Origin of the sequence: Nonomuraea sp. JJY05, from assembly GCF_043496855.1 — a bacterium.
Taxonomy (GTDB): Bacteria; Actinomycetota; Actinomycetes; order Streptosporangiales; family Streptosporangiaceae; genus Nonomuraea.
Genome location: NZ_JBIEIS010000036.1, coordinates 37,655 through 64,524, shown reverse-complemented (window position 1 = coordinate 64,524; position 26,870 = coordinate 37,655). Strand labels below are relative to the sequence as shown.

Sequence of the window (26,870 nt, the reverse complement as noted above, 5' to 3'; positions counted from 1 at the left end):
TGATGCCTCCTGGTCAGGAGGAGGCGTCGAGTGAATTCCGCTATCCATGGCGAGGTACGCCGATGCCCACACTGCTGTTACGAGCCGCGTCCGCCCTGCTGCTGACGCTGACCGCCCTCAACGCCCCCGCGGCGTACGCCGACGACGTCACCCCGGTAGCGGTGACCGTCAACGCGCGTGCCGCGCTCGCCACCGTCCCCGGAACCGGCATCGGCTCCAACCATGCGATCTGGGACACCAATCTCGGGACGGACGAGACCGCCGACCGGCTCAAGGACGCCGGCGTGAAGATGCTGCGCTATCCCGGCGGGTCGTACTCCGACATCTACCACTGGGCCACCCACACCGCCCCCGGCGGCTACGTGGCGCCCAACACCGACTTCGACACCTTCATGCGCGGCGTGCGGCGTACCGGGGCGCAGGCCATGGTGACCGCCAACTACGGCACCGGCACCGCCGACGAGGCCGCGGCCTGGGTCCGCCAGGCCAACGTCACCAAGGGTTACGGCATCAAGTACTGGGAGATCGGCAACGAGAACTACGGCAACGGCCACTACGGCTCGGCCTGGGAGGCCGACGACCACGCCGACAAGAGCCCGGCCGAGTACGCCCGCAACGTCGTGGCCTACGCGGACGCGATGAAGGCGGTCGACCCGACCATCAAGATCGGCGCGGTGCTGACCACGGCCGCCAACTGGCCCGACGCCATCACCGCCGACGGCGACAGCGGCACCTGGAACAAGGTGGTCCTCTCGAACGCCGGATCGAAGATCGACTTCGTGATCCTGCACTGGTACCCCGGCGCCCTCGACAGGGCCGGCCACGTGACCGACATGATCCAGCTCACCCGCCAGCAGCTCGCCAAGTACGTGGGGCCCGGCTCGGAGCGGATCGGCATCGCGATGACCGAGTTCAACACCGGGTCCAGCAGCAACGGCGCCAACACCCAGCCGGGCGCGCTGGCCGCCGCCGACGCGTACGCGACGCTGCTGGCCAACGGAGTCTTCACGGTCGACTGGTGGAACGTCCACAATGGCATCGGCACCGTCACCCAGGTCGAGGGGCACACCGACTACGGCGACTTCGGCCTGCTGTCGAGCGGCACGTGCACCTCCGACAACAGCGTCTGCGAGCCCGCGCTCAACACGCCCTTCGCCCCCTATTACGCGCTGCAGATGGTGAGCAAGTTCGCCCGGCCGGGAGACCAGTTCGTCCGGGCCGCGACCGACCAGGCCAAGGTCGTCGCGCACGCCGCCCGCCGGCCCAACGGGGACCTGGCGGTCATGCTGATCAACACCTCGAACGACACGTCGTACCCCGTCGCGATCGACTACTCCGGCTACACGCCCGCGGCCGGCGCCCCCACCGTACTGACCCACACCAACGGCGCCACCGGCATCACCACCTCGACCGGCGGGACGGCGGCCGGCCAGACGCTGCCGCCCCTCTCCCTGACCACCCTCGTCCTGCACCCCGCCTCCCCGCAGACCGGCCTCCCCGGCGCCCCCGGCCAGCCGGCGGCCTCGCAGGTGACGGACACGACCGCCACGATCTCCTGGCCCGGCGCCTCCCCAGGCTCGCGCCCCATCGCCAAGTACGAGCTCTACCGCCAGCACGGAGCCGTCAGCGAGCAGCTCGGCGAGACCTCCGGCACCTCGTTGACCGTGAACAACCTCAAGCCGGGCACCCGATACACGGTCAACGTGATCGCCCGTGACAGCGGCGGCGGCCTGTCATGGGCCTCCCCGCCGCTGACGTTCACGACCGGCACGCCCGCTTCCAGCTCCTGCTCGGTACGGCTGACCGTCACGACCGACTGGGCCAGCGGCTACGTCGGCGCCATCGACATCACCAACAACGGCGCCCCCGTCAGCGGCTGGACGCTGAACTTCGGCTGGCCCAGGTCGTGGCAGAGCCTGGGCAGCGGCTGGGGCGGCGTCTGGACGCAGACCGGGTCGGACGTGAAGGTCGTCAACGAGGCGGGCAACGGCGCGCTCGCCACGGGGGCGACCGCCACGGTCGGCTTCGTCGGCAACTACTCCGGCCCGAACGTCCTGCCCGCCGTCTTCACCCTCAACGGATCCGTCTGCACGACCCGGTGACAGCTGTCAGAACGATCCCGATCTCGCGGGGCTCCACCGCTTCCCTTAGCGGCGCTTCGTGAGAGAGCGCGTTCTCATCGTTTCCGACATTGATAAAGGGCTCCTCCCCGGCCGGGAGGAGCCCTTTCGCGGTGTGTCTAGGCGCGGGTCCACTTCTGGTTGGCGCTGCCCGCGCAGTCCCAGATCTGCAGCCGGGTGCCGTTGGCCGAGCTGGCACCGGTCGCGTCGAGGCACCTGCCGGACTGGGGATTGACGATCCGGCCGGTGCCGGAGTCGTAGGTCCATCGCTGGGCGCCGGTGCCGTTGCAGTCGTACAGCTGCACCTTCGCGCCGTTGGCCGTGGCGCCGTCGGTGACGTCCATGCACTTGCCGAGCGCGCGTACCGAGCCGTCGGCGTTCCACGTCCAGTTCTGGGCCGCGGTGTCGTTGCAGTCGTAGAGCTGGACGGCGGTGCCGTTGGCGGTGGCCGCGCCGGCCACGTCGACGCACTTGCCGCCGATGCCGGTGATCCGGCCGCCGGAGCCGCCGGTGGGCGGGGCGTAGACGCGGACATAGTCCACGGACATGGCCTGCGGGAAGGTCGTGGTGCCGTCGGGGTAGCCGGGCCAGTAGCCGCCGACCGCCACGTTCATGATCATGAAGAACGGGTGGTCGAAGACCCATCGGTTGCCGCCGAGGTCGGCGGGCGTCCGGCGCTGGTATTCGACGCCGTCGACGTACCAGATGATCAGGTTCGGGGACCAGTCGACGGCGAAGGTGTGGAACGCGTCGGCGAACGCGCCGCCGATCGAGTACGGGGCGCCGATGCCGCCCGAGCCGGAGTAGCCGGGGCCGTGGATGGTGCCGTGCACGGTGCTGGGCTCGCGGCCGATGTTCTCCATGATGTCGATCTCGCCGCTGTCGGGCCAGCCGACCGGCCCGATGTTGTCGCCGAGCATCCAGAAGGCCGGCCAGATGCCCTGGCCCCGGGGCAGTTTCATGCGCGCCTCGAACCGCCCGTACGCCCTGGTGAAGGTGGCGGCAGTGAGCAGGCGGGCGGAGGTGTACTGGCAGGTGCCGTAGTGGCACTGGTAGTTGGCCGGGTTCTCGCGGCGGGCGGTGATCACGAGGTTGCCGGCGCCGTCCATGGCGGCGTTGCGGGTGCTGTTGGTGTAGTACTGCTGCTCGTTGTTGCCCCAGCCGCTGCCACCGATGTCGAAGCGCCACTTCGACTGGTCGACGGCACTGCCTGCGGCCCCGTTGAACTCGTCGGACCAGACCAGCGGCCCGGGGGCGGGGGCGGCGCCGGCGGTGCCCGCCAAGGGGGCGAGCAGCGCGACGAGAACGGCGCCGACGGTGAATAACACTCTGAAATGGGGGGTGCGGACCATGCTGATTACCTCATCGGATCCACGGCTGTCGCTTTACGGAAACCATCCGGCAACATCACACCCATTGTCAAGAGAGCGCTCTCTCACTTGTCGGCAGGACTTTCGGTCACCCGTTCTCGAGGGTGAGCAGGCCGCGGCGGAAGGCGACGGCGACGGCGGCCGCGCGGTCGTTGACGCCGAGCTTGGTGTAGATGTGCAGCACGTGGCTCTTCACCGTGGCCTCGCTGATGAACAGGCGCGTGGCGACCTCGCGATTGGTGGCGCCGTCGGCGATGAGCTGGAGGACCTCCAGCTCACGGGCGCTCAGCGGGTCGGCGGGCGCGCGGACCTGGCCGAGGAGCCGGGTGGCGACCGACGGGGAGAGCACGGCCTCGCCCCGCGCCGCCGTACGGACCGCGCGGACGAGCTCGTCGCGGGCGGTGTCCTTGAGGAGGTAGCCGGTGGCTCCGGCCTCGATGGCGGGCAGGACATCCCGGTCGGTGTCGTAGGTGGTGAGCACGAGGACCCGGGCCGCGATGCCGAGCCTGGCCAGCTCCTTGATGGCCGCGACGCCGTCCATCCTGGGCATGCGGAGGTCCATGAGGATCACGTCGGGGTTCAGCGCCCGCGCGAGCTCGACGGCCTGGGCGCCGTCTCCGGCCTCGCCGAGCACCTCGAAGTCGGGGTCGCCGGCGAACATGCCGCGGAGGCCGTCACGGACGATGGGATGATCGTCGGCGATCAGCAACCGGATCACAGTCTCAACCACGCGCCACCGCCGGAACGCTCGCGGTAATACGGACCTCAGCCATGCGCCACCGCCGGAGCACTCGCCGTAATACGGACCTCAACCACGCGCCACCGCCGGAACGCTCGCGGAGATCGCGGTGCCGGAGCCGGGCTCGGACTCGATCTCCAGCGTGCCCGCGATGCGGCTCACCCGCTTCCGCATCGAGGTCAGCCCGAAGCCGCCGCCGTCACTGACCCGCTCGGGATCGAACCCGGCGCCGTCGTCCCGCACGTCCAGGGTGACCACATCCTCCATGTACGACAGGGTCAGCCCGACCCGGGACGCTCCGGCGTGCTTGGCCGCGTTGGCCAGGGCCTCCTGCGCGGTGCGGAGCAGCGTCTCCTCGACCTCGGGATGCATGGGACGGACCGTACCAGTGATGGTGAGATCCGCCCGTACCCCATTGAGCTCGCCCCACTGCGTGACGACCTCCGCCAGCGCGTCGGGCAGCGGCGCGGCCTCCAGCTGTCCCGGCCCCACCGCGTGCACGGAGCGCCGGGCCTCGGCCAGGCTCTCGCGCGCCAGCCGGATCGCGTTGTCCACGTGACGCCGCCAGTCCTCGGTCCGGTGCGCCGCCTGGAGCTGGGTGATGATGCCGGTGAGGCCCTGGGCGAGCGTGTCGTGGATCTCCGCCGCCATGCGCTGCCGTTCGTCGAGAACGCCTGCCTCGCGGGCCTGGACCAGCAACTGGGCGTGCAGTCCGGCGTTCTCCATCATGGTCGCTTCGAGCTGAGCCACCATCCGCTTGCGCTCGGCGCTCCGCTCGGCGGTGATCTCGCCGACGAAGCTGAACAGGCCCACCAGCGCCACGATGGCGGCGGTGAAGAACAGATAGGTGAGGATCCCGGTCGGGGTGGGATCGGGCAGACCGCCGTTGTAGGTCGCGACGCTGATCGCCGCCGTGGCGGTCACCCCGGCGAACCGCCACTTCCCCTTCAGGTACTGCCACGAGTGGAGATAGCCGGCGAACCCGAAGAAGCTCGCGAACCACACCCCCTGCGTACAGAGCGCTCCGATCAGCACCACCAGCCCGGCCACGTACACCGCGCCCCGGGGCATCAGCCAGATCCAGACGGCCGCGAGCGCCGCCAGGGCGAGCATGACCCACGACGTGCCATCTGTGAGCAGGGAGAGCACCGCGGAGGTACCGAGCAGAACGTACGGAGCGGCCGCCATCTGGCGCTCCAGCAGCCGCTCCCATCGATCGAGCCGCCCGGTCATACCTCACTACTCCCAGCGGAAGAACTTGGCCGCAGCGATGCTGATGACCACAGCGTACGCGGCCATCACGGCGAGCAGCAGCGGGCTGGGAGCGCCGCCTTCCCAGACGTCCCGCAGGCTCTGCCGGAACGCGCCCAGAGGGGTGTACTCGCCGATGCGGGCCACGAAAGCGGGCATCTGATCCGCGGGCTGGATGAGTCCGGCGAGGTAGGCCATCGGGAAGTACAGCAGGACCCCGATCCCGTTCGCGCTTCGGCCGTTCTTGGCCAGGGCCGCGATGAGCAGGCCGATGGCGAACATGGCCGCCGTACCGACCAGGAAGACCAGCACGCCGGGCAGCACCTGGGCCGGCAGATGGGCTCTCAGCACGGTGCCGGCGACCGTCACCAGCAGGGCGCACGCGGTCAGCGCGAGGACGAGCTGCAGGAGCAACTGCACCACCAGCATGTTCACCGGGCTTACCGGCGTGATGGAGAGCCTGCGCAGGATGCCCCGTTCGCGGTAGGTGGCCATGGTGGTCGGCAGCATGTACAGGCCCACGAGCCCCACGGCGATCGCCAGCGCCATCGGCAGCAGCACGGTGTCGCCCGGCTCGATCGAACTCCCGAAGACCACCATGATGAACAGCGGGATGAGCAGCGAGAACATCGCTCCGGGCTCGCGGGTCAGCAGTTTGAGTTCGACGATGGCGAGCTTGGTCATGATCTTCCTCCGTGAGTGGATCGGACGTTCAGTCGTCGGCGGGTCACGCGTTCAACAGCCCGGACATGCACCGGCCCGGACATTCACCGGCCCGGTCGCCGGCGGACCCTGGACATCAGCGCGGCGGAACTTGGACATCCGGGGCAGACATCCGGGAGACGGACGTCAGGGAGTCAGGGAGACGGACGTCAGGGGGCGTCGAACGAACGGCCGGTCAGCGCGACGAACGCGTCGTCAAGGGTGCGCTTGTCGATGCGCAGATCGCTGACCAGCACGTGGTGGCGGGCGAGCTGCGCGGTAACCGCCGTGGCGAAGTCGCCCCTGCCCGTGACGACCACCCTGTCCCCCGTCCTGACCACGCCGGTCACCCCCGGCAACCCGCCCAGCTCGACCATGTCCCCCGCCATCAGCGTGAACCGCATCTGGTGCTCAGCATCGATCCCGTCGACCAGCCCGGCCGGGGTGTCGAGCGCGACGACCCGGCCGCGGTCGAAGACGGCCACGCGGTCGCAGAGCTCCTCCACCTCATCCATGAAGTGGCTGACCAGCACCACCGTCACGCCGCTCGCCCGGACCCGCTTGATCAGCTCCCAGGTGGTACGGCGAGCCTGCGGGTCGAGCCCCGTGGTCAGCTCGTCGAGGAACGCCACCCGAGGATTGCCCACCAGAGCCAGCGCGATGAACAACCGCTGCTTCTGCCCACCCGACAACTTCCCGAACTGGCCGTTGCGCTTGTCCGCCAGCCCCCACTCCTCCAGCAGCTCACGCCAGTCGCGCGGCTGCGCGTAGAAGGAGGCGTACAGGTCGAGCGCCTCCCACACCTTGATGTTCTCCGGTAGCTGCGTGTGCTGGAGCTGCACCCCGATCTGCTCACGCACCGTGGGCCCGTCCTTGACCGGATCGAGCCCGAGCACCTCGACCGACCCGCTGTCGGCCCGCCTCAACCCCTCCACGCACTCCACGGTGGTGGTCTTCCCGGCGCCGTTCGGCCCCAGGATGCCGAAGATCTCGCCCTCCTCCACGGAGAACGACACCCCATCCAGAACCGTCAGATCCGCGTACCTCTTGCGGAGGTCTGTGACTTCGATGACTGCCATGGCCCAAGCATCCTTTTCCCGCCCCCGGACCGAATCGATCTGCCGGCCATGCTCTCCGGTGAATGCTGCTGACCCGAAAATCCACCGAACGGTTGATGCGCCCGCGCCACCAAACGAAAACGCCCGGGGCGGCGATCGCTCATCGTGCACGCGCAGCTGCACCCCGGCGAAGCCGGAACCGACGACCTCGTGGATGGCCTCCCGCAGCTCCGCGCGCTCCTGCCCGGCAACAGCCTTCGAACGGCTCTGCTCCCCGCAGTGGCCATCCCGGTGCGGCCACCCCAGCCGGCAGTGAGCCTCTGACCTACTGTCGTGAAAGCGCCAGTCCTTTCATCGCCTGAACGGAGGCGGCCCGGCCGACATTTTGGTTGAGATGGCCAGCGACTATCGAACAGCACCAACAAAGGGATATACAGAAGGAAAAAGGCGTCGATCGCCGTTTGCAACTCCAGCGAACGGAAAGCAACCCCCCAGAAAAGGATAGTCCGCCGGGCACTCTCGAACGATACTCGCCCGATTCGGATAAATGCCCAAATTTCGGGACTGCGGTACGTTCCGGGGGAGAATATGCCTAGATTTCCTAATATTGCCTGGCTTCTTGCGGTCGGTGCCGCACTGACTGGCGGGCTCATGCCTGCGGGCGCTCCCGCCATCGCCGTATCCACCGTCACGAGCCACGCACCTCAGAACCCGGACCCGCTGGCCACCACGCCGGCACCGCGGGGCGACCGGACCGCCGCGGCGATGCGGGAGTACCTCCGGGACCTGGGCCGGAGGAAGCAGTTCGCCGGCTCGGTGCTGGTAGTGCGGCGTGGGCAGGTGCTGCTGCGCACCGCTGCCGGCGCGGCCGACGAGGAGAGGCACATCCCCAACCGGCCCGACACGGTCTTCCGCATCGCCTCGGTCACCAAGCAGTTCACCTCGATGATCATGCTGAAGCTGCGTGACCGCGGGTTGCTCGGCCTGGACGACCCGATCTGCCGCCATCTCGTCCCGGCATACATCGAGACCTGCCCGCAGGCGTGGCGACCGGTCACGATCCGCCAGATCCTCACGCACACCTCCGGCATCGTCAACATCCAGGACCTGCCGGGCTTCTATGCCGAGCTCTCGCAACCGACCACGACCCGGGAGCTCATCCAGCGGTTCGTGCACAGGCCGCTGGACTTCAAGCCCGGGACCAACTGGAAGTACAGCAACGGCGGCTACGTCCTGGCCGGGGCGATCATCCAGGCGGTGACGCACAAGCCGTACGGCACCGTACTGCATGAAGAGATCACCGGCCCGCTCCACCTCCGGCACACCGGCTACAGCAGGGGCAATCCGCCCCCCGGGTACGCGAAGGGCTACTTCACGGTCGGATCACCGGCCCCGCCCACCAATGGCTCCCAGGCGTTCTCCGCGACCGGCATCTACGCCACCGTCGACGACATCGCCCGCTGGGACCGCTCGTTCGGGGCCGATCTGGTCGCGCCGCCCGCCACCGTCAGGCTGGCGTTCACCCCGCAGGCCCCGTGTCCCCCCAACGGCTGCCTCACCCTGCCGTCGACCGCGTACGCCTTCGGCTGGGCCGTCGACCGGCTCCACGGGCACCGGCTCCGGTACCACCACGGACTTCTCCAGGGCTACGCGGCGATGAACATGTACCTGCCCGATGACGACATCGAGGTAGTCGTGCTCAGCAACGTCCAGGACACCGACACGTACGGCATCGGCCGCCACCTCGTCACGATGGCCCTCGAGCCCTCGAACGCGGGACGGTCCTCGCGATGACGGGGCGCCTGTGACGGGCAAGCCCGGCGATGGCGTGGTGCCGTTGCCCCCTGAGCGAGGAACCCATTGAAACGACCTGAGGCGCCACCCACCAGGGTGGCGCCTCAGCCGTTCGGCCCCGTCCCTGATTGGTGCCTGTCGGCTTCGGGCCGTGGTTCGGCGTTCAGCTCGTCGGCCTCTTTCTTGACCACCTCCACGGTCTCCTCCTCCAGTACCGCTGTCGCTTCTCGCAGACATGGCCATCTCGCCCGGGTGCTCCACATTGACGCTGGTCAGCGATATCCGTTGTGGTTTTCCGCGATTACTACCGGGACCCGTCACAACTCGTTCAATAGTGGTAGGCGCGGGCCGTCACGCTCCCAAGCCCATTACTCCCGTCCTTTGACAGGTAAACGGTTATCCCTTCGTCGTGGAGGTCGATCCACCCGCCGCCCTCCCCGTAGGGGGCATCCTTCGCGCGCATGGAGTCGGCGTACACAACACCATGGACGGCAACCGCTGGGTGCCGAAGCCGGCGATGAGGGTGTAGGTGGTGTCACGTTTCGGGGCGTCGGCGGCGTCCAGCACCAAGGAGTACTGGCCATGCGACCCGGTGTGCTTGACCTTGGGAACGGTCTTCCGGCCGCCCGGGAAAAGGATCTCGTATGTGAAGTCGTCGGATCCCTCCCAGCTCAGCGTGACCTTTGTTCCGGCGTCCACCACGGCGTTGTCCGCGAGGAAGCTGTGCGGCGCCGGTATCTCCTTTGGCGCGGTCTTCACCAGCGCCACCGCCGCGAAGCTGTTGCTCAGGCGCCCGGTCTTGGTTCTGCTGGCGGCCTCGGTCACCTTCAGCACGGCTAGCCCGGCGGTGGGGGCGACGGTGACGTTCTCCAGCGTCAGCACCATGTAATCGCCGGGGGCGAAAGGGGCTCTGCCGCCAGGGGCGGTGGCCTGGAAGGCGTTGGAGCCCTGTGATCCCGGCTGGACGTTCACCGACGACCGGGTGCCCGCCCACGTGCTGTACTCGCCCTTGGGCTCGATCTTGTCGAAGTCCGAGGTGAGGTCGCCGGCGCCGTTGCCGACGGGCACCTCCACCTTGATCGTGGACCAGAACGCCGCCTGCTGCCCGGTGTTCGTGACGAGCAGGTACACCGTCCCTGTGGACTTGGACTGCCGCCCGGCCTCTGACGCCGCCAGGGGCGCCGGGTCGGTGAGGATGGTGCAGGTCAGCATGGTCAAGGTCGCGACTCCTTCTCTTGGAGGACGGCGCAGGCTGATGACCGGCGCGCCCAGACAGGACCGGACTGGGCGGGACAGGTAGCGTTAGGGATGACACGTCCGAAATCCGCTGCTTGTGACGCACCGCAGAAGATCACTCCTAGATCCAAACGCCAGCATTGGAGCGTGACAAGAGCACTCAGGGACGCCATAACAGGGCGACTCGGCAACGTCCTCAGCGTCTTGACACGCATTCGGGCCATGCGTCACTGCGCCACGATGAGACGGAGCGGCGGCGAGAAAACCTAGGACTCTCCTCTTCGTCCAAGACGGCTACCGCGGCTGTGATCTAGCGTGGACCCGGCAGCTCGCCCCAGTATGAGGAGACGGCACAGTGCGTAACTTGGTCTACACCGGTTTCATGTCGCTCGACGGCGTCGTGGACTCGCCTGGCGGCGGGCCGGGGGAAGAACACCGCAGCGGCGGGTGGGTGTTCAAGGACCTCGAGTTCGTCCCCGAAGCCTGGTCGCTAAAGGGTGAGGAGCTCACCAACACGACGGCGCTGATGTTCGGCCGTCGCAGTTACGAGGCGTTCGCGGCGGTCTGGCCCGGCTCGGAGGACCACGCCGACTACAAGGAACTGCCCAAGTATGTGGTGTCGACCACGCTGTCCGACGACGCCATCGTCGACGGATGGGGGCCGACCACGATCCTGCGCTCGACCGAGGACGTCGCGGCGCTCAAGGAGGGTGAGGGCGGTGCGATCTTCATCCACGGGAGCGCGGAGCTGGCGCGGCGGCTGTCGGACGCAGGGCTGATCGACCAGTACAACCTGCTTGTCTTCCCCGTGCTGCTCGGTGCCGGGAAGAGCCTGTTCGGCCGGGCCGACCGGGACAAGCACATGCTGACGCTGCGGGAATCGGAGAGCTACTCGAACGGGATCCTGAAGCTGGTCTACGACGTCAGGCGCTGATCCAGATCGAGGGCGATCGCGCCGCCGACGCCCTCGCGCAGCTGCCTGGCCCCCGTACGCAACGCCGTGCGCCGCGACGTGGTCAAGCGGAACGTAGTGGAACTGCGCGAGGTCCCCGTGGGACGGGCGGGCAGGCCGTCCAAGGCGCTCACGCTCGACCAGGCCGAAGCGGTGCTCAAGGCGGCCGGGACAGCGACGTGCCGCATGCGCGCCTACGTCGTGGTCTCCCTGCTCACAGGCGCCCGAACGGAAGAGCTGAGGGACCTTCGGTGGAATCACGTCGTGGCATACGACGCCACCCGAAAATCCTGGCAGGCCGTAACCGACGTCAGGCAGTTGGAGACGCAGACACAAATATGCCCCATCCATATGATCATGGGCGGGGCCCGTGCTGGCAAATAATGGTGGTCAGGGGCAGGGTCGAACTGCCGACCTTCCGCTTTTCAGGCGGACGCTCGTACCAACTGAGCTACCTGACCCAGAGCGGTCCTGACGGGACTTGAACCCGCGACCTCCACCTTGACAGGGTGGCGAGCACTCCAAACTGCTCTACAGGACCTTGCGTTTCTTGCTGTTCTTGCCGTTTGCGCTCGTTTAGCTTACCAGCTTTTCGGTGGTCTTCGACCAGCCGTTTTCCGGTGCGCTAACCGCTCGCAGTGCCCCCAACGGGATTCGAACCCGTGCCGCCGCCTTGAAAGGGCGGTGTCCTAGGCCGCTAGACGATGGGGGCTCAGGATTCCCTGTCGCCTTCCGTCGGAGACCTCTGAAGCATAGGGGACGATTGCCCCTGATGCCAAAGTGGCTTACCGGCGGACGGCGATTGTGTGCCAGAGATCGGTCCCGTTGGCGACGGGGCGTTCGATGGCTCCGGGGAAATCATACGTTGTGGGTCGGGCTCCACGTGACGCTGGATGTACACCGACTGCTCCCCCAGCCCGCCTAGCGTGATGTCGTCCCATGCCTGCATGCGCTTCGTCTCCCTGTCGAAGTACAGGACCGAGGCCTGGACCGGCGTGGGCTGGGCGTGTTCGAGGGCGCGCAGGCCGGCGCCGCCGGTCGAGCCCTGGACGAGGAGGCGGGTGCCCGAGGGCAGCATGGACGTCTTGCGGGCGTGGGTGTGGCCGGCGAGGACCATGGGGGCCGCGCCGGAGAAACCCTTGCCGACGTCCGGGTCGTGTACGGCGATCACGTCCGGTTTGTTCACCTTGGCGAGGTGGGAGCGGGCGTACTCGCCGAGCACGGCCGGGTCCGAGTCGGCGGCCACGGACTTGTCCGGGGTGAAGCGGGGGTCGCCCAGGCCGTAGATCTTCAGGCCTGCCACGGTCTCGGTGGTGTCGTCCAGGACCACGGAGTTCTTCTGCTTCTCGACCGCTTTCTGGGTGGTCATCGAGTCGTGGTTGCCGCGTACGTACACGTACGGGACCCCGAGGCGGCCGATCTCGTCCACAAACTTGTTCTCGGCCTTGGTGCCATGGTCGGAAATGTCGCCCGTGTCGATGACCATGTCCACGCTGAACTGGTCCTTGAGGGAGCGGATGACGTTCCAGGCGATGGGGTTGATGTGGATGTCGGAGACGTGCAGGACCCGGATGGTCCTGGGGTTGGCGTCGTAGAGCGGCAGGGTGGACACCGTGTCGTACAGCTTGGAGACGTTCGTGACGAGTTTGGTGAGCTGCGATCGGTACGACTCGAAACGGGTCACGATCGACTCGGCGCTGCCCACGAGCGACGGCGCGGCGGCGACGAGGCCCGAGTAGCGGGGCTCGACGAGAGAGCTGGGACGGAACGTGAGGGCTGCGAGGACCCCCGTGCCCGCCAGCGCCACAGAGGCGGCCAGAAGGCCCAGCAGGGCCACTCTGGGGCGCCTGAAGACCATCAGGACCGCGATGAGCGCCCCCGCCCCCGCGCAGAGGAGCGAGCGGATCACGAGCGCGCGTACGCCGTCGAGGAGGTCGTCCTCGACGAGCCCCGGCAGGCGGTCGGCCAGGCGCGGGTCCTCGATGAGGGACTTGGCGCGTTCCTGGTCGATGTTCTCGAGCGTGATGCGCAGCCGCAGCGGCGCGTCGTGCGTGCGGAACGTGAGCGTGCCGAGCGGGCTGGCGTCCACGATCGTCTCGCCGCTCCAGGCCGGCCGGAGCGACATGCCGGTCTCCACGGGTCCGATCTGGGCTCGTACGGTGCCGCTGAGGAAGATGCCCAGCCAAGCGCCGACCGCGGCCACGAGGAGCACCGCCGCGCCCCTCGCCACCCTGGACCTAATGACTGCCTTTGACCTGTGAACGAACTTCATACGCTTTCTTGCCTACCCGAGGGACGGGGCAGAATGGCAAGTGTGATCGAGGTTTCGCGGGAGAAGTTCGAGGAACTCGTGGCCGAGGCATTGGACACGATCCCCCCGGATCTCACGCGCGCCATGAGCAATGTCGTCGTCACGGTCGTCGATGACCCGCCGGAGCCCCACCTGCTCGGCCTGTACACCGGTGTCCCCCTCACGGAACGCGGCGACTGGTACTCAGGGGTCCTGCCCGACCGCATCGAGATCTACCGCAATCCGATATGCCAGATTTGCGATACGGAGGACGACGTCATCGACGAGGTGCGCATCACGGTCGTCCATGAGGTCGGCCATCACTTCGGCATCGACGACGCTAGACTTCACGAGCTGGGCTGGTAACCCTTTGCTTTTGGTTGGCTTCTTTGGGTTGCGGCTTGCCATAATGATCGGGCACCTTAGGTGACGTAGCGAACACTGTAAGTCAGGCACAGCGGAGTCCAATGGGGGCCATGCGGGCAGGTCGTCCGCCGGGACGGCATCGCCGTGCTGAAGGGCACGCCACATATCGGGAAGTCATCGCACTCAGGGAGTTCAGGGCACTCTGGTACGGGCAGGGCCTTTCCCTCCTTGGCGACCAGCTCGCCCAGGTGGCACTCGCCGTACTCGTCTACGACCGCACGCAATCACCGCTGGCCACGGCGGCCGTGTACGCGCTGACGTACCTGCCGTCGATCATGGGCGGGCCGCTGCTGGCCGGGCTGGCGGACCGGTTCGCGCGCAGGGCCGTGATGCTGGCCTGCGACCTGATCCGGGCGGCGCTGGTGGCCGCGATGGCGGTGCCGGGCATGCCGTTCTGGGCGCTGTGCGCGCTCGTGTTCCTCGTGGTGCTGCTCAGCGCGCCGTTCTCGGCCGCGCGGGCGGCGCTGCTGCCCGAGGTGCTCGAAGGCGACCGGTACGTCATCGGCTCGGCGATCCAGAACATGACGAACCAGGCCGTACAGATGCTCGGTTTCGCGGCGGGCGGAGCGGTCATCGCGACCATGGGCCCCTACCGGGCGCTCGCGCTGGACGCCGCGACGTTCCTCGGCTCCGCGCTGATCCTCGTGTCAGGGGTACGGCGCCGGCCCTCCGCGAGCCACGACGGCTCGAAACCGTCCATGTGGACGATGACCCGGGCGGGAGCCCGGCTCGTGTTCGGGTCGCGGAAGCTGCGGACGCTTGTCCTGTTCGCGTGGTTGTGCGGCTTCTACATCCTGCCTGAGGGCATCGCCGTGCCCTACGCGGCCAAGCTCTCCACGGGGATGCTGTTCGCCACGTGGACGCTGCCGGTTCCGGTGATCACCGGACTGCTGATGGCGGCGATGCCGACCGGGACGGTGCTGGGGGCGTTCCTTTTCAGTAGGTTCGTGCCGCCGCCGCGGCGGCTGCGGCTCATGGGGTGGCTGGCCATGCTGAGCTGCGCGCCGCTCATCGTGACGGCGCTGCGGCCGCCGCTGGAGGTGGTGCTCGCCGCGTGGGTTCTGTCGGGGGTCGGCGGGGCTTACCAGCTTGCGGCCAATGCCGCCTTTGTCCAGCGCGTACCGGCCGAACGTCGCGCCCAGGCGTTCGGCCTCGTGCAGTCGGGGCTGATGGCCGTACAGGGGATCGGGATCTTGGTGGGCGGGTTCGCGGCGGAGAGACTCGGTCCTGAGCCGGTGGTCGCGCTGGCCGGATTCACCGGCCTGATCTGCGCGGCCGTGCTCGCCCTGCTCTGGACCGAGCCTCGCGAACGCGTGCCCGCCACGGCCTGATCACGGCTGCGGCTTCTGCTCGCCGCTCCAGTCCGTCCTGCTGCGGTCCTGCTGCTTGTTGATCAGGTCCTGTACGATGGAGGTGTCGCTGGCCTCTTCGGGCATGAGGAGCCAGCCGATCGCGTACACGCCGACGCCCAGCCCGCCGAACAGCGTGGCGATCGCGAGCGCGATGCGCACCAGGTTGGCGTCGATCCCGACGTACTCGCCGATGCCGGAGCAGACGCCCGCGACGATCCTGCCCTTGTGGGTCCGACGCAGTTTCTTGACGTTGTATTCGCTCATGTCTCAAGACTGCCCGTGGGCCCGGTATTAGCACATCAGGATTCCCCCTGGTAGAACCCTGGTAGCCCCCTATGTGACGAAGGGACCCGCGATGGACGACCTGCTGCGCCTGGACGACCGGCTCGACGCCGACCAGCGGCTGATCCGCGACACGGTCAAGTCGTTCGTCACCGACCGCGTCCTGCCGCAGGTGGGCGACTGGTTCGAGGAGGCGGTCTTCCCGGCGCGCGAGCTCGCGCCCGAGCTCGGCGCCCTCGGGCTGCTGGGCATGCATCTGCAGGGGTACGGCTGCGCCGGGACGGACGCGGTGTCGTACGGGGTGGCGTGCCGCGAGCTCGAGGCCGGCGACTCGGGGCTACGGTCTTTCGTGTCGGTCCAGGGCTCGCTGGCCATGTTCCCCATCTGGCGGTACGGCTCTGACGAGCAGAAGGAGGAGTGGCTGCCGCGGATGGCGGCCGGTTCGGCCATCGGCTGCTTCGGCCTGACGGAGCCGGACCACGGCTCCGACCCCGCCAATATGCGGACTTATGCCAAGAAAGATGGATCCGACTGGATCCTCAACGGCTCCAAGATGTGGATCACCAACGGCTCCATCGCCGACGTCGCCGTGGTCTGGGCGCAGACCGACGAAGGCGTCCGCGGCTTCGTCGTCCCGACCTCCACCCCCGGCTTCTCCGCCCCTGAGATCCACAAGAAGCTGTCCCTTAGGGCCTCGGTCACCTCGTCCCTCTACTTCGACGACGTACGCCTGCCCGCCTCCGCCGCCCTCCCGGGCGTCGTCGGTCTCCGCGGCCCCCTCTCCTGCCTCTCGGAGGCCCGCTTCGGCATCGTCTGGGGCGTCGTGGGCGCCGCCCGCGCCTGCCTGGAGGCCGCGGTGGACTACGCGAAGACCAGGGTCCAGTTCGACAAGCCGATCGGGTCGTTCCAGCTGACGCAGGAGAAGCTCGCCTGGATGTACGTCGGCACCGCCCAGGCCCAGCTCACCGCCCTCCATCTGGGCACCCTGAAGGACGCCGGCCAACTGGAGCCCCGGCAGATCAGCTTCGGCAAGCTGGCCAACGTACGCGCCGCCCTGGACATCGCCCGCCAGGCCCGCTCCATCCTGGGCGGCAACGGGATCACCCTGGAGTACCCTGTGATCAGGCACATGAACAACTTGGAGTCTGTGCTGACGTACGAGGGCACTCAAGAGATCCACACGCTGGTGCTGGGGGAGGCGCTGACGGGTCTGGCCGCTTACCGGTGATTTAGGCGTCGCGGGCAGGGCGGTAATCTCTGTACCCTTGCTGTTGCGAGGGGCGTTAGCTCAATTGGCAGAGCTGCGGACTTTTAATCCGTAGGTTCCGGGTTCGAGCCCCGGGCGCCCTACCACTCCGACCTGGGGTTTCCCGCGATTGTGTAGTCGAGTCGTCCGATCGTGAGTCACGGTGAGACACATGTGAGTCACGTACCAGGGCGAGCGTTGTTCACCTTGCGTGCTGCCTTGAGGACCAGCTGGGCGGTGGCTCGGGCGCTCTCGTGATACAGCTGCGGCAGCACCGACGTGTACGTGTCGGCGGCGAGCACGACGCTGGCATGACCGAGCAAGCCCTGCACCACCCGTAGATCCGCTCCTGCCGCCAGGGCCAGCGTCGCGGCCCCATGTCTCAAATCGTGCAGCCGCACCGAGGGAAGGCCGCTGGCCATGACCAGCTCGTGGAAGCGGTGGGTGAGGTAGTTGGGATCAATTGCCCCGCCGTTCTCGCGGGTGAACATCGGGGTTGACGGCGACCAATCGATGCCCAGTTCATCGCGCTGGACTTGTTCGTGGCGGTACAGAAGCCGGAGAGTGCCGAGGTCCAGAGCGATCCCACGCTGGCTGGAAGCGCTCTTCGGCGGACACGGCAACAGGCCGTGGTCGGTGTGGACAAGCTGGCAGGCAATGGTGAGTTCGCGCCGGTCGGTGTCGAGATCGATCCAGCGCAGGCCGGCCGCCTCGGCGCGCCGCAGACCGCGCAGAGCGATCAGCCACCACAGCGCGAACAGCCGGTCATCGCGGACGAAGGCGAGGAACTCGGTCAGTTGCTCGACGGTCCACACCGCCACAGCGGGGCGCTCGCCGGTGCGCCTCCACGCGGCCACCCGCCGTAGTGTCCAGACCACCGGGTGTACGTGGCGTGGCGACGGTAGGCGTAGTCCGCGAGCCAGGTTGTCACGGATTACGTCTTCCCGGACGGCTTCGTTCAAGGCGGCCTGCCGCGCAACGTCGGCGGTGGGGAAACCGCCACGACGCAGTCGCTACCGCCGTCCGGACACGTCCGTCACCTGGACGGCGAAATACCAGCCGCCATGGGCAGGATCGGCCAGCCGGACACAGCGGTTTCCCAGCCGCTTGCCTGTCACCGCGTCGGCGCAGCCACAACGCCGATACACAACGTGGCGATCTTGAACGCATGTCATCGTCACTTACTCCCTCACTTGGGTCACGTGAGATGACGGCAACAACAGCATCTACGTCCAACGAAGATCAGGTAGATCTCCTAGCCTCGATCTTTCTCGACCTTGAGCCGGTGGTCCATCGCCCCGGCCGAACGCCGCAGACAACAACAGGTCCTGGCCCTGCTCCACCAAGACCCCAACCGCCCCTGACCAGCCCGGGACATCGCCCGCCACCTCCGCGATGTCACCCTCAACACCATGTACCGGCAACTGTCTCGCTGGGCCAGCAGCCAACTCATCCGCAAGATCGGGCCGGGTATCTACACCGCCCGGCCAATCTCTTCAGCACTCTTGCCAACAGCCCAAAAGCCTTAACTACCTGGCCTTGGGCGAGCCCCCACCCGCTGCTACCGGAATCGTCTGCCGTTCCGTCCCGACCGACGACTGACAACCGGTGCGGTGATGGTCACGGGGATGCCTGAGGGAGCCTGGGCGCCCGTGATACGCCTCAGCTCGGCCTCGCCCGAACGGACCTCGCTGGTCTGCGGGACGATACCGGCGTCGGCCATCAAGCGGGTCATGTCACGGCGCTGATTGGGCAGCACCAGGGTGACGACGCTGCCGGACTCGCCGGCGCGGGCGGTGCGGCCGCCGCGGTGCAGGTAGTCCTTGTGGTCGCTCGGCGGGTCGACGTTGACAACGAGGTCCAGGTTGTCGACGTGGATGCCGCGGGCCGCGACGTTGGTCGCCACCAGCACCGTGACGTGGCCGCTCTTGAACTGGGCGAGGGTGCGGGTGCGCTGGGGCTGGGACTTGCCTCCGTGCAGCGCGGCGGCGCGCACTCCGCTGTTCAGCAACTGTTCGGTGAGCCGGTCCACAGCGTGCTTGGTGTCCAGGAACATGATCACCCTGCCGTCGCGAGCAGCGATCTCCAACGTGGTGGCCTGCTTGTCGGCACCCTGGACGTGCAGCACGTGGTGCTCCATCGTGGTGACCGCGCCCGCCGAGGGGTCAACCGAATGGACCACCGGGTCGCTCAGATAGCGGCGGACCAGCAGATCGACGTTGCGGTCCAAAGTGGCGGAGAACAGCATCCGCTGGCCATCTGGGCGCACCTGGTCGAGCAGGTGGGTGATCTGCGGCATGAAGCCCATGTCGGCCATCTGGTCGGCCTCATCCAGCACGGTGATGCCGACCTGGTCCAGGCGGCAGTCGCCGCGCTCGATGAGATCCCTGAGCCGTCCCGGGGTCGCGATGACGACCTCGGCACTGTTGCGCAGCGCATGGGCCTGGCGGCTGATCGACATGCCGCCGACGACCGTGGCCAGCCGCAGCTTCAGTGCTTGGGCGTACGGCGTGAGCGCATCGGTGACCTGCTGGGCCAGTTCCCTGGTGGGGACGAGGATCAGGGCAAGCGGTCGCCGCGATTGTGCCCGCTGTCCGGAGGTGCGGACGAGCAGGGCCAGGCCGAAGGCAAGTGTCTTGCCCGACCCGGTGCGCCCCCGCCCCAGGACGTCCCGGCCGGCCAGGGAGTTCGGCAGCGTGGCCGCCTGGATCGGGAACGGTTCGTTCAAGCCCAGGCCGGTGAGCACCTTCAGCAGTGCGGGCGGCATGCTCAGCTCAGCGAATGTCGCGGCTGCCGGCAGGGCCGGGGTTACGGTGACCGGCAGCGCGAACTCTCTCTGGAGCGCGGCGGGACGCCGCCCGTTGCCGGACCGGCTGGAGGCGCCTGAACGGCCCTGAGCCGGAGAGCTGAATCGGCCGCCCCTGCTTCGGGCGGAGCCGCCCGTACGGGGCGAAGAGTTGCGATCGTGCGCGCGAGTTGCGTGGTTCATGCAGAACCTTCCTCGATGCGGCACGTGTCAGGATCCTCGGCGCGATGAGCGGCACAAGAACAGCTAGCACGAGCCGAAGAAAGACGAGTCGAACCGGCGGAAACAGCCTGGGCTCGTACGTCGAAATGGTCGGCTTTCGCCGGGAAGAACGCGGCTGTGATGCGGCGCCGTAGAACTGGAGCGGGCCTATGCCCGAACCGGAGCCATCGGTGGTGCATCCGGTGTGCGGCGGAAGAACAGACACGCTGTGCTTCTCGGGTTGTGAGGTCATCACGGCACGATGGATGCCACAAAAGCAACGCGCCGGGGACCGCGCCCTGCGGCGCGGGCCCCGGCTACGTGGTGCGCAGTGTCAGGCGGGAACGATGTTCTCGGCCTGCGGGCCCTTCTGGCCCTGCGTGACGTCGAAGGCCACCTTCTGGCCCTCGCGCAGCTCACGGTAGCCGCCGTTGGCGACGATGTTGGAGTAGTGCGCAAAGACGTCGGCGCCGCCGCCGTCCTGCTCGATAAAGCCGAAGCCCTTTTCCGCGTTGAACCACTTCACGGTGCCAGAAGCCATGTTGATCTCCTTCGATGGGTGCAAAGCCGAAATCCGCATCGAACGGATTCCGCGTCGCGGCGATAGGACCACACACCCGGAGATGACCGGAGAACAAAAAATGCACCTGAGGCTACATACCGTCAGGTGCACACAAGTCTTTATGGGTACCACAACTGCAACTGAGTCCAATCTAGCACATGTGCCGTCGTGCTGCGCATGCCCCGCCAACGCCAACATCATCCGCGCGCCATTGCCTGTAGGGCGTCAAAACGCGCACACGTGGGTTGATCTGGGGTTTCACCAGTCGAGCTAGGCGGCTCGGCGGTACTCGTTGATCGCTCCTCCGAGTATGTTGTGGCGTTCGATTCGGCCTTCCATCGCCACCACCACATGCTCATCGTGATCAGGTGGCCGTTGCCTACGAGCCTGATGCGGCCGATGGCCGTGTAGTGATCGACATATTCGTTCAGGACCGAGCGCAGATGACGTTCGCCAAAGATCAGCCCGCGGTCGGTACACTCGGCTCGCACCGTCCGGACCCAGCGCTCGGCAAAGCAGTTCGCCCTCGGGGCCCGCGGCGGCGTCTTCAGCACTGTGATACCCACGGCGGCGAACACCTCATCGAAGGCAACGGTGAACTTGGCATCCCGATCGCGGATGAGAAAGCGGCATGACCCTGCCCGCTCGCCGAGGTCGATCAGGAGATTGCGGGCCTGCTGAGCCGTCCACGCGCCGGTAGGGTGACTGGTCACGCCCAGAACGTGAGCGTGTCGCGTGTGGACCTCCATCACGAACAATACGTACAAGCGCTTCAGCGAGATCGTGTCAACATGGAAAAATCGCAAGCCAGGAGCCCTTTGGCCTGTGCTCGTAAGAAAGTTCGCCAGGATGTGTCGAGATGTCGAGGCGCCGGCCCGAAACGGCGCGAGCGCAGGATGCGCCGCACGGTCGCCTCGCTGACCTGGAAGCCAAGCCGCACCAACTCCCCGTGCACCAGTCGATGGCCCCAGGCCGCGTGAGGCTGAAATAGGTTCACGGTTCTTTCCTGTGGGTGCCAAGAACTCGGCCGCCCTATGCGGCCTGCGCGTATTCGTGGATCAGGCCACCGAGGCGGTCACGCCGGATGACCTCGATATCGTCCTCGACCGAGTCGGGAAGGGCTCGCAGCGGAGCGGCCCGGCCCAGGAAGCGATGCGGGCGATGCTCATTGAAGTGGGCCTCGTACGCAGCCAGCCCGCGCCGTAAATGGCGGGCGTTAACGATGGGGATCCGATCGAGAAGTTCTCGGCGCAGGCCACCGATCCAGCGTTCGGCAAACGCATTGGCCCGCGGAGCGCGAGGCGGACACTTGAGAATGCGAATGCCTGCGGCCGTGAAGACTTCGTCGAACATCGCGGTGAATCCCGATCGCGGATGAGGAACCTGCCCCCTCCACCCTGTCCCCCAGCTCGATCATCAGGTTCCTGGCCTGCTGTGCAACCCACGGCCTGGTCGAATGCCCGGCGACGCCGAGGACGTGCACCCGGCAGGTGCTGATCTCCATGACGACCAGGCAATACAGGCGTCTGAACAGCAAGGTGTCGTAGTGAAAGAAGTCGCACGCCAAGATCCCCTCAGCTTGAGCACGCAGGAACTCATCCCAGGTTGGTCCCGCGCGTCGCGGCGCTGGGTCAACGCCGGTCTTCCTCAAGATCAGCCACGCAGTGGAAGCCCCCACCCAGTAGCCCAGAGCGGCGAGTGCCCCGGCGATCCGCCGCTAACCCCACAGCGGATTCTCCCCGAGCCAGACGAAGTACCAAGGTCCAGATGGTGGCGCGGGGGCGTGCCAGCGCAACAGCATGCCCGGCGTCACGAACAACCGCCGACGACCCGCTGGAGACAGTAGACGCGCCAGCACGCTGATCACCGCCCGATCCGCCCACGACGGCCGAGGGCCTTGCCACGTGCCCACGCAACACCGCGAGCTGGTGGCGCAAGGATTTCCACGTCCTTCGACCTCTGCGAGCGACCCAGCAACACCACCCAACCCACGAGCCGGACGAAGATCAAATAAAGCAACCGCAGCGCCATGGATAGCGATCATGCCCACCAGAACGGAACACCAACCCCCCAGGTCAGCCTCAACGGCCGAGTTTCGGGCACCCACACGCTCACCTACGTGGACGTCAGCGCGGCCACAATATTGACTCATAGTAAACAATTGCCTACCGTGAGTGTTTGACGTGGCGTAAAGCTCTTTCGAGGGGTGCAGCTCATGCTCAGACGAGTCGAATCCGACCGGTGGCAAGAATCACTCGATGTCAACCCCCTTTACAACGGGCTGGTGCCGGAAGGCGGCGTGCCCCGGTTCAAGATGCCGGCCAGCCCGATGAATCCCACAGCGGCCCAGGCGCTCATCCGCGACGAACTCCTGCTCGACGGCAACGCCCGGCTCAACCTGGCCACCTTCTGCACGACCTGGATGGAGCCCCAGGCCCGCGAACTCATCGCCGAAACCCTCGACCGCAACCTCGTCGACCACGACCAGTACCCGCAGACGGCCGACATCGAGGCGCGCTGCGTCAACATGCTCGATCACCTGTGGGGCGACCCGAACGGCTCCAGCGTCGGCTGCTCCACGGGCGGCTCCAGCGAGGCGGCCATGCTCGGCGCGCTGGCGATGAAGTTCCAATGGCGCGAGCGGCGCCGGACGGCCGGGCTGTCCACCGCCAACCCCAACCTCGTGATGGGCACTGCCGTCCACACCTGCTGGCCGAAGTTCTGCCAGTACTGGGACGTCGAGCCGCGCTGGATACCGATCGAGGAGCCGGCCTTCACCTTGAACCCGGCCCGGCTCGGCGAATTCTGTGACGACAACACCATCGGCGTCATCGGTGTGCTCGGCTCCACACAATGCGGCAAGTACGACCCGATCGAGCAGATGTCGGCCGAGCTGGACCGGCTGGAGGCCGAGCGCGGGCTGAGAATACCGCTGCACGTGGACGCGGCAGTGGGCGGCTTCATTACCCCGTTCCTGGAACCCGACAGGGTGTGGGATTTCCGGCTTCCCCGGGTGCAGTCGATCAACACCTCGGGGCACAAGTTCGGTCTGGTGTACCCCGGCGTCGGCTGGATCGTCTGGCAGGAGCCGGACGCACTGCCGCAGGACCTGGTGCTCTCCTGCGACCTGCTCGGCGGCAACATCGACACCTTCACGCTCAACTTCTCCCGCTCCGGCGCCCCGGTCGTCGCGCAGTACTACAACTTCCTGCGGCTCGGCTTCGAGGGCTACCGGGCCGTCCAGCAGACCTGCCGGGACGTGGCGACCTACCTCGGTGAGGAGATCTCGAAACTCCCTGAGCTCTCGCTCATCGCCGACGGCTCGGAACTGCCGGTGCTCGCCGTGCGGACCGCCCCCGGCTACGACGGCTTCACCGTCTTCGACCTGGCCGCCCGGCTGAAGATGCACGGCTGGCAGGCCCCGACGTACTACCTGCCGCCCGACCTGGAGCACATAGCCGTCATCCGCTTCGTCATCCGCAACGGCTTCAGCCAGGACATCGCCGCCAAACTGCTGGCTAACGTGCGCACCGAGGTCGAGTACCTGCGCAACAATCCGGTTCCGCGCCCTCGCCGCGCCGGCGACGAGGCGGCCGCCGAGCAGCCCGGTGTGCCGACGGGAGGGTGACGTCGATGAACGACTTCGCCGCGTCCATCACCTTCGACCAGCTCGGCAGTGACCCCTATCCGATCTTCGCCAGGCTCCGCCGCGAAGCGCCGGTCGTCCTGCTGCCGAAGCTCGACCTGTGGATGGTCACCCGCTGGGATGACGTGCGCCAGGTCCTCAGTGCCTACGAGTCGTACACCAGCGCCTTCCCCTCGCTGGCCACGCAGATATTCGGGGAACGGTCCGTACTCAAGGTTGAGGGCGACGCCCACGCCGATCTGCGAGCCGCCGTTGACACGCGATTCGCCCACGAACGCATCGAACGGGCCACCACAGTCACCCGCGAGGCCGCACGACCGTACGCCACCAAGCTCAGTAGCCAGGACGACCTGATGTCCAGCTACTTCGAACCCGCCGCGAGCACCGCCCTCGCCCATTTCATCGGCCTGCCGGACGTGGACACCGACACGCTCATACGCTGGGCCCGCAACCTCAGCGCCGGAATGAGCAACTTCACGGCGGACCCGGCCGTACACGAACAGGCGGTGGCCACCGCCACCGAGATCCGCCAGACGATCGAGCCCTTCGCCCGGCAGACCACAGACCGGCCCGACAACTCGGTCCTGTCACAGCTGCTCCACAGCGGCTGCCCGGCCGACACCGTCCGATCCGCCGAGAACATCATGCCCACCTTCATCGAGATCCTCTCGGCGTTCCTGGAACCGGCGGCCGGCGCCGGGCTCACGCTGCTCGCGCTGCTCCAGCACCCCACGCAAATGCAGGCCATCCGCGATGACCCGCGCCTTATCCGCAAGGCCGTCCACGAAACGCTGCGCTGGCTATCACCAAACGGCGCGCTCAGCCGCCGCGCGACCAAAGACGTGCTCCTCGCCGGACAGATCATCCCCGCCGGAGCGACCGTCATGGCGGCCATCGCCTCGGCAGGCCGGGACGAGAGCATCTTCACCGACCCAGACACCTTCGACATCAACCGGGACCCCTTCCCCAACCTGGGCCTCGGATACTCCCGCCACGCATGCCTCGCCGCCCCAGTCGTCGGTGCCATCATCACGGCCCTGCTGGACGTGCTACTCGAGCAACACCCACGGCTCTCCCTGGACCCCGAACAGCCGCACAACCTGCACGGCTGGAAATTCCGCGTGCTGACGAACCTGCATGTCCGCATCCGCGATCCGACCCGTGGAAGCTGAGTGCAGAAATTGGCGGTAGCGACCTGCGACCTCTTCGCTTGTCAGCGGTCCGTGATGTGGTGAGCCGGGACATCAAGTACGCCGACAGGGTCACATGGTGTTGAGGTCTACATCGAAGGTGTGTGCGGGATCAGTTCTTGGCTTTCCGGATCGGCGGTCCAGTCGGTGATGGCGCTGTGGCATCGGTGAAGCGGACGGAGAGGTGTTCGCGGCCCGCTCGCACGGCTCCCCGCAGCACTGCGGGGAGCCGCTACTTGCGCGGTGGTCCACTCTCACAAGCCGCCGACCCCAGAGTGGCGGCCTCCGCCGCAGCCCTGGGAGTACCAGGCCGTCCGGCTCGGAGACTGGGTGATGCAGGAGGAAGGCCGTCAACCCGAGATGCCATGGATAGCTCCCACCGCAAGATCATCCTTCTCGGACGCGCACTGGGACTCAGGCGTCGTGAAGGCCGACGTAGCGCAAGGCCGTCTCGACGGTGATGAACAGGTCGCAGATCCTGCGAACGTCGCCGGTGGCTTCGTCGAGGACGCGGCCCTCGACCAGGGTCTGAGCGGAGATGCCGAGTTTGGCGTTGACCCAGAAGGCGCTGACCGATGTGGTCAACACGGCGGTGTCGGTGTTGATGAACAGGTGCGGGTTGGCGGTTCTGGGCCACCGTCGGTGGCGTTCGTCCAGCCAGGCCACCAGCCGGGTGCGGACGGCGGCGGCCAGCGCGATCACCCGGCCGCCGATGCGGACGCCCGTCGACGATGTCGGTGAGCGGCAGGCTTCGCAATTCGCAAGGGCGCAGCGCGTGGAAGGCCAGGAGCGCGGCCAGCACCGCGCGGACCGGCCGCTCGGAGTTGAGCGCCGCCCTGAGCCGGTCGAGGTCGACCGGCAAGGGGATCGCGGGAGGAGCGTGCCTGCCGATAATGCCATCCGCGCAGGTCATCCGGCTTGCACAGCCAACACCAGCGACACCTTGCCGATATCTCGGCCGACCGGCCATGGCATGTACTCGTGCTGCGGCTGCGGCGGCCGGAACCGTCCCAGATGCACTCGTTCGGAACGATCATCGCCTGCCTGTCGGGCACGGGATCAAGCCCTTCTCCGGACAGCAACCATCCAGGAAGTCAGCTCACCAATCGAACGTAAAGTGAGAATGGTCAAGGGATGCCATCCGCCCCACGGTTGCTCGTTGCATGCTCGTCGGCACCTGATATGGCATGGCACCGGACGGCGTTCTTGGGCATTTTGAAAGCGGCATTTGCGGATAGAGTGACACTTTGAGTCATTGCGCGGCACGGCTCGGCATAATTTCTGTCGACTTTTAATCCGTAGGTTCCGGGTTCGAGCCCCCGGGCGCCCTCCCACTCCCACCTGCGGTTCCCGATCATCATGATCCGGAAGTCCGCCTGGTCGCATTTTCACGACGAAGATCCCGAGCAGTGCCACGGCGTCCGGAACGCGGGAGCATCGGCAGCGTTGGTTCGGCGCCACGGCCCATGCGGTCCCGGCAGGCCGCCGCGATGTTCGGGCTTCGGCGCAGCCGCCGCGATGTTCGGGCTTCGGCGCAGCCGCCACGATGTTCGGGCTTCGGCGCAGCCGCCGCGATGGATGCCAGCGAGCTGGAAGCGCTTCGCACCGGATCGTGCGAGCCGGCATGAACGGCGAAATCCCAAGGTC

General features: G+C 67.3%; 23 protein-coding genes and 4 tRNA genes. 9 read left to right on the top strand and 18 right to left on the bottom strand.

The features are described from left to right. The first annotated feature begins 62 nt into the window (after positions 1 to 62). The gene (locus tag ACFKCF_RS42780) at positions 63 to 2,102 is read left to right on the top strand and encodes a cellulose binding domain-containing protein (protein ID WP_394501075.1); all 2,040 of its coding nucleotides are present in this window, start codon (positions 63 to 65) and stop codon (positions 2,100 to 2,102) included. Between the two features lie 137 nt (positions 2,103 to 2,239). Here the strand turns inward: ACFKCF_RS42780 and ACFKCF_RS42775 are convergent, their stop codons facing one another. The 5 genes from ACFKCF_RS42775 to ACFKCF_RS42755 all read right to left on the bottom strand — a co-directional run bounded on the left by ACFKCF_RS42775 (position 2,240) and on the right by ACFKCF_RS42755 (position 7,261). Beyond that, the gene (locus ACFKCF_RS42775) at positions 2,240 to 3,448 is read right to left on the bottom strand and encodes an RICIN domain-containing protein (RefSeq protein ID WP_394501074.1); all 1,209 of its coding nucleotides are present in this window, start codon (positions 3,446 to 3,448) and stop codon (positions 2,240 to 2,242) included. Between the two features lie 130 nt (positions 3,449 to 3,578). Continuing rightward, on the bottom strand, positions 3,579 to 4,220 hold the full coding sequence (locus ACFKCF_RS42770) for a response regulator (RefSeq protein WP_394501073.1): 642 nt from the start codon (positions 4,218 to 4,220) through the stop codon (positions 3,579 to 3,581). Between the two features lie 78 nt (positions 4,221 to 4,298). Beyond that, complete coding sequence (locus ACFKCF_RS42765) at positions 4,299 to 5,462, bottom strand: sensor histidine kinase (protein ID WP_394501072.1); 1,164 nt, start codon at positions 5,460 to 5,462, stop codon at positions 4,299 to 4,301. A 6-nt stretch (positions 5,463 to 5,468) separates the two neighbouring features. Next, positions 5,469 to 6,164 carry an ABC transporter permease gene (locus ACFKCF_RS42760; protein WP_394501071.1) on the bottom strand — a complete coding sequence of 232 codons (696 nt, stop codon included), beginning with the start codon at positions 6,162 to 6,164 and terminating at the stop codon, positions 5,469 to 5,471. A gap of 188 nt (positions 6,165 to 6,352) precedes the next feature. After that, complete coding sequence (locus ACFKCF_RS42755; RefSeq protein ID WP_394501070.1) at positions 6,353 to 7,261, bottom strand: ABC transporter ATP-binding protein; 909 nt, start codon at positions 7,259 to 7,261, stop codon at positions 6,353 to 6,355. A 744-nt stretch (positions 7,262 to 8,005) separates the two neighbouring features. Between ACFKCF_RS42755 and ACFKCF_RS42750 the strand changes: the two genes are divergently transcribed. Then, positions 8,006 to 9,034: a serine hydrolase domain-containing protein gene (locus ACFKCF_RS42750; RefSeq protein ID WP_394501069.1), complete on the top strand. Its 1,029-nt coding sequence runs from the start codon at positions 8,006 to 8,008 to the stop codon at positions 9,032 to 9,034. A gap of 396 nt (positions 9,035 to 9,430) precedes the next feature. Here ACFKCF_RS42750 and ACFKCF_RS42745 read toward each other — a convergent pair whose 3' ends face one another. Beyond that, complete coding sequence (locus ACFKCF_RS42745; protein WP_394501068.1) at positions 9,431 to 10,252, bottom strand: hypothetical protein; 822 nt, start codon at positions 10,250 to 10,252, stop codon at positions 9,431 to 9,433. Positions 10,253 to 10,625: 373 nt separating this feature from the next. Between ACFKCF_RS42745 and ACFKCF_RS42740 the strand changes: the two genes are divergently transcribed. Further along, positions 10,626 to 11,204, top strand: a complete 579-nt coding sequence (locus tag ACFKCF_RS42740; RefSeq protein WP_394501067.1) for a dihydrofolate reductase family protein — start codon at positions 10,626 to 10,628, stop codon at positions 11,202 to 11,204. Here ACFKCF_RS42740 and ACFKCF_RS42735 read toward each other — a convergent pair. The 5 genes from ACFKCF_RS42735 to ACFKCF_RS42715 all read right to left on the bottom strand — a co-directional run bounded on the left by ACFKCF_RS42735 (position 11,186) and on the right by ACFKCF_RS42715 (position 13,434). Beyond that, positions 11,186 to 11,410 (bottom strand): hypothetical protein, encoded by a 225-nt coding sequence (locus ACFKCF_RS42735; protein WP_394501066.1) that lies wholly within the window; start codon positions 11,408 to 11,410, stop codon positions 11,186 to 11,188. The genes ACFKCF_RS42740 and ACFKCF_RS42735 overlap by 19 nt on opposite strands. Positions 11,411 to 11,606: 196 nt before the next feature. Next, positions 11,607 to 11,683: transfer RNA gene (locus ACFKCF_RS42730), tRNA-Phe, on the bottom strand. A 5-nt stretch (positions 11,684 to 11,688) separates the two neighbouring features. Then, a tRNA-Asp gene (locus ACFKCF_RS42725) sits at positions 11,689 to 11,763 on the bottom strand. A gap of 98 nt (positions 11,764 to 11,861) precedes the next feature. Then, positions 11,862 to 11,934, bottom strand: a tRNA-Glu gene (locus ACFKCF_RS42720). Further along, entirely contained in the window at positions 11,935 to 13,434 is a 1,500-nt protein-coding gene (locus ACFKCF_RS42715) for a metallophosphoesterase (RefSeq protein ID WP_394501065.1), read from the bottom strand. It lies immediately after the preceding tRNA gene. Between the two features lie 93 nt (positions 13,435 to 13,527). On the opposite strand from ACFKCF_RS42715, the gene ACFKCF_RS42710 reads away from it, so the two are divergent. Beyond that, entirely contained in the window at positions 13,528 to 13,878 is a 351-nt protein-coding gene (locus ACFKCF_RS42710) for a metallopeptidase family protein (RefSeq protein WP_221519270.1), read from the top strand. Positions 13,879 to 13,988: 110 nt separating this feature from the next. Then, positions 13,989 to 15,269, top strand: coding sequence for an MFS transporter (locus ACFKCF_RS42705; RefSeq protein WP_394501064.1), 1,281 nt, complete (start codon positions 13,989 to 13,991; stop codon positions 15,267 to 15,269). Here ACFKCF_RS42705 and ACFKCF_RS42700 read toward each other — a convergent pair whose 3' ends face one another. Beyond that, positions 15,270 to 15,554: a PspC domain-containing protein gene (locus ACFKCF_RS42700; protein ID WP_394501063.1), complete on the bottom strand. Its 285-nt coding sequence runs from the start codon at positions 15,552 to 15,554 to the stop codon at positions 15,270 to 15,272. It abuts the gene before it with no gap. 91 nt (positions 15,555 to 15,645) lie between these two features. On the opposite strand from ACFKCF_RS42700, the gene ACFKCF_RS42695 reads away from it, so the two are divergent. Next, positions 15,646 to 16,800, top strand: coding sequence for an acyl-CoA dehydrogenase family protein (locus ACFKCF_RS42695; protein ID WP_394501062.1), 1,155 nt, complete (start codon positions 15,646 to 15,648; stop codon positions 16,798 to 16,800). Between the two features lie 49 nt (positions 16,801 to 16,849). Further along, positions 16,850 to 16,925: transfer RNA gene (locus ACFKCF_RS42690), tRNA-Lys, on the top strand. A gap of 72 nt (positions 16,926 to 16,997) precedes the next feature. Here ACFKCF_RS42690 and xerC read toward each other — a convergent pair. The 5 genes from xerC to ACFKCF_RS42665 form a co-directional block, all read right to left on the bottom strand. After that, positions 16,998 to 17,675, bottom strand: a complete 678-nt coding sequence (gene xerC / locus ACFKCF_RS42685) for a tyrosine recombinase XerC (RefSeq protein WP_394501061.1) — start codon at positions 17,673 to 17,675, stop codon at positions 16,998 to 17,000. Positions 17,676 to 18,379: 704 nt separating this feature from the next. Further along, positions 18,380 to 19,807, bottom strand: coding sequence for a DEAD/DEAH box helicase (locus ACFKCF_RS42680; RefSeq protein ID WP_394501060.1), 1,428 nt, complete (start codon positions 19,805 to 19,807; stop codon positions 18,380 to 18,382). Positions 19,808 to 20,159: 352 nt separating this feature from the next. Continuing rightward, a complete protein-coding gene (locus ACFKCF_RS42675) occupies positions 20,160 to 20,366 on the bottom strand; it encodes a cold-shock protein (RefSeq protein ID WP_020545593.1) in 207 nt (68 codons plus the stop codon). A gap of 218 nt (positions 20,367 to 20,584) precedes the next feature. After that, on the bottom strand, positions 20,585 to 21,193 hold the full coding sequence (locus ACFKCF_RS42670; protein ID WP_394501059.1) for a hypothetical protein: 609 nt from the start codon (positions 21,191 to 21,193) through the stop codon (positions 20,585 to 20,587). Positions 21,194 to 21,419: 226 nt separating this feature from the next. Then, positions 21,420 to 21,740 (bottom strand): integrase core domain-containing protein, encoded by a 321-nt coding sequence (locus tag ACFKCF_RS42665; RefSeq protein WP_394501058.1) that lies wholly within the window; start codon positions 21,738 to 21,740, stop codon positions 21,420 to 21,422. 862 nt (positions 21,741 to 22,602) lie between these two features. Between ACFKCF_RS42665 and ACFKCF_RS42660 the strand changes: the two genes are divergently transcribed. Beyond that, a complete protein-coding gene (locus ACFKCF_RS42660) occupies positions 22,603 to 24,015 on the top strand; it encodes a glutamate decarboxylase (RefSeq protein WP_394501057.1) in 1,413 nt (470 codons plus the stop codon). A 5-nt stretch (positions 24,016 to 24,020) separates the two neighbouring features. After that, on the top strand, positions 24,021 to 25,205 hold the full coding sequence (locus ACFKCF_RS42655) for a cytochrome P450 (protein ID WP_394501056.1): 1,185 nt from the start codon (positions 24,021 to 24,023) through the stop codon (positions 25,203 to 25,205). A 432-nt stretch (positions 25,206 to 25,637) separates the two neighbouring features. On the opposite strand, the gene ACFKCF_RS42650 is transcribed toward ACFKCF_RS42655, so the two are convergent. After that, positions 25,638 to 25,925, bottom strand: a complete 288-nt coding sequence (locus tag ACFKCF_RS42650; protein WP_394501055.1) for a hypothetical protein — start codon at positions 25,923 to 25,925, stop codon at positions 25,638 to 25,640. Between the last annotated feature and the right edge of the window lie 945 nt (positions 25,926 to 26,870).

What these genes read in the sequence shown, in the direction of transcription:
- ACFKCF_RS42780 (WP_394501075.1), top strand. Translation starts at nt 63, where the DNA reads ATGCCCACACTGCTGTTACGAGCCGCGTCCGCCCTGCTGCTGACGCTG.
- ACFKCF_RS42765 (WP_394501072.1), bottom strand. Translation starts at nt 5,462, where the DNA reads ATGACCGGGCGGCTCGATCGATGGGAGCGGCTGCTGGAGCGCCAGATG.
- ACFKCF_RS42760 (WP_394501071.1), bottom strand. Translation starts at nt 6,164, where the DNA reads ATGACCAAGCTCGCCATCGTCGAACTCAAACTGCTGACCCGCGAGCCC.
- ACFKCF_RS42755 (WP_394501070.1), bottom strand. Translation starts at nt 7,261, where the DNA reads ATGGCAGTCATCGAAGTCACAGACCTCCGCAAGAGGTACGCGGATCTG.
- ACFKCF_RS42750 (WP_394501069.1), top strand. Translation starts at nt 8,006, where the DNA reads ATGCGGGAGTACCTCCGGGACCTGGGCCGGAGGAAGCAGTTCGCCGGC.
- ACFKCF_RS42735 (WP_394501066.1), bottom strand. Translation starts at nt 11,410, where the DNA reads ATGCGGCACGTCGCTGTCCCGGCCGCCTTGAGCACCGCTTCGGCCTGG.
- ACFKCF_RS42710 (WP_221519270.1), top strand. Translation starts at nt 13,528, where the DNA reads ATGGCAAGTGTGATCGAGGTTTCGCGGGAGAAGTTCGAGGAACTCGTG.
- ACFKCF_RS42705 (WP_394501064.1), top strand. Translation starts at nt 13,989, where the DNA reads ATGCGGGCAGGTCGTCCGCCGGGACGGCATCGCCGTGCTGAAGGGCAC.
- ACFKCF_RS42700 (WP_394501063.1), bottom strand. Translation starts at nt 15,554, where the DNA reads ATGAGCGAATACAACGTCAAGAAACTGCGTCGGACCCACAAGGGCAGG.
- ACFKCF_RS42695 (WP_394501062.1), top strand. Translation starts at nt 15,646, where the DNA reads ATGGACGACCTGCTGCGCCTGGACGACCGGCTCGACGCCGACCAGCGG.
- ACFKCF_RS42680 (WP_394501060.1), bottom strand. Translation starts at nt 19,807, where the DNA reads ATGAACCACGCAACTCGCGCGCACGATCGCAACTCTTCGCCCCGTACG.
- ACFKCF_RS42675 (WP_020545593.1), bottom strand. Translation starts at nt 20,366, where the DNA reads ATGGCTTCTGGCACCGTGAAGTGGTTCAACGCGGAAAAGGGCTTCGGC.
- ACFKCF_RS42665 (WP_394501058.1), bottom strand. Translation starts at nt 21,740, where the DNA reads ATGTTCGACGAAGTCTTCACGGCCGCAGGCATTCGCATTCTCAAGTGT.
- ACFKCF_RS42660 (WP_394501057.1), top strand. Translation starts at nt 22,603, where the DNA reads ATGCTCAGACGAGTCGAATCCGACCGGTGGCAAGAATCACTCGATGTC.
- ACFKCF_RS42655 (WP_394501056.1), top strand. Translation starts at nt 24,021, where the DNA reads ATGAACGACTTCGCCGCGTCCATCACCTTCGACCAGCTCGGCAGTGAC.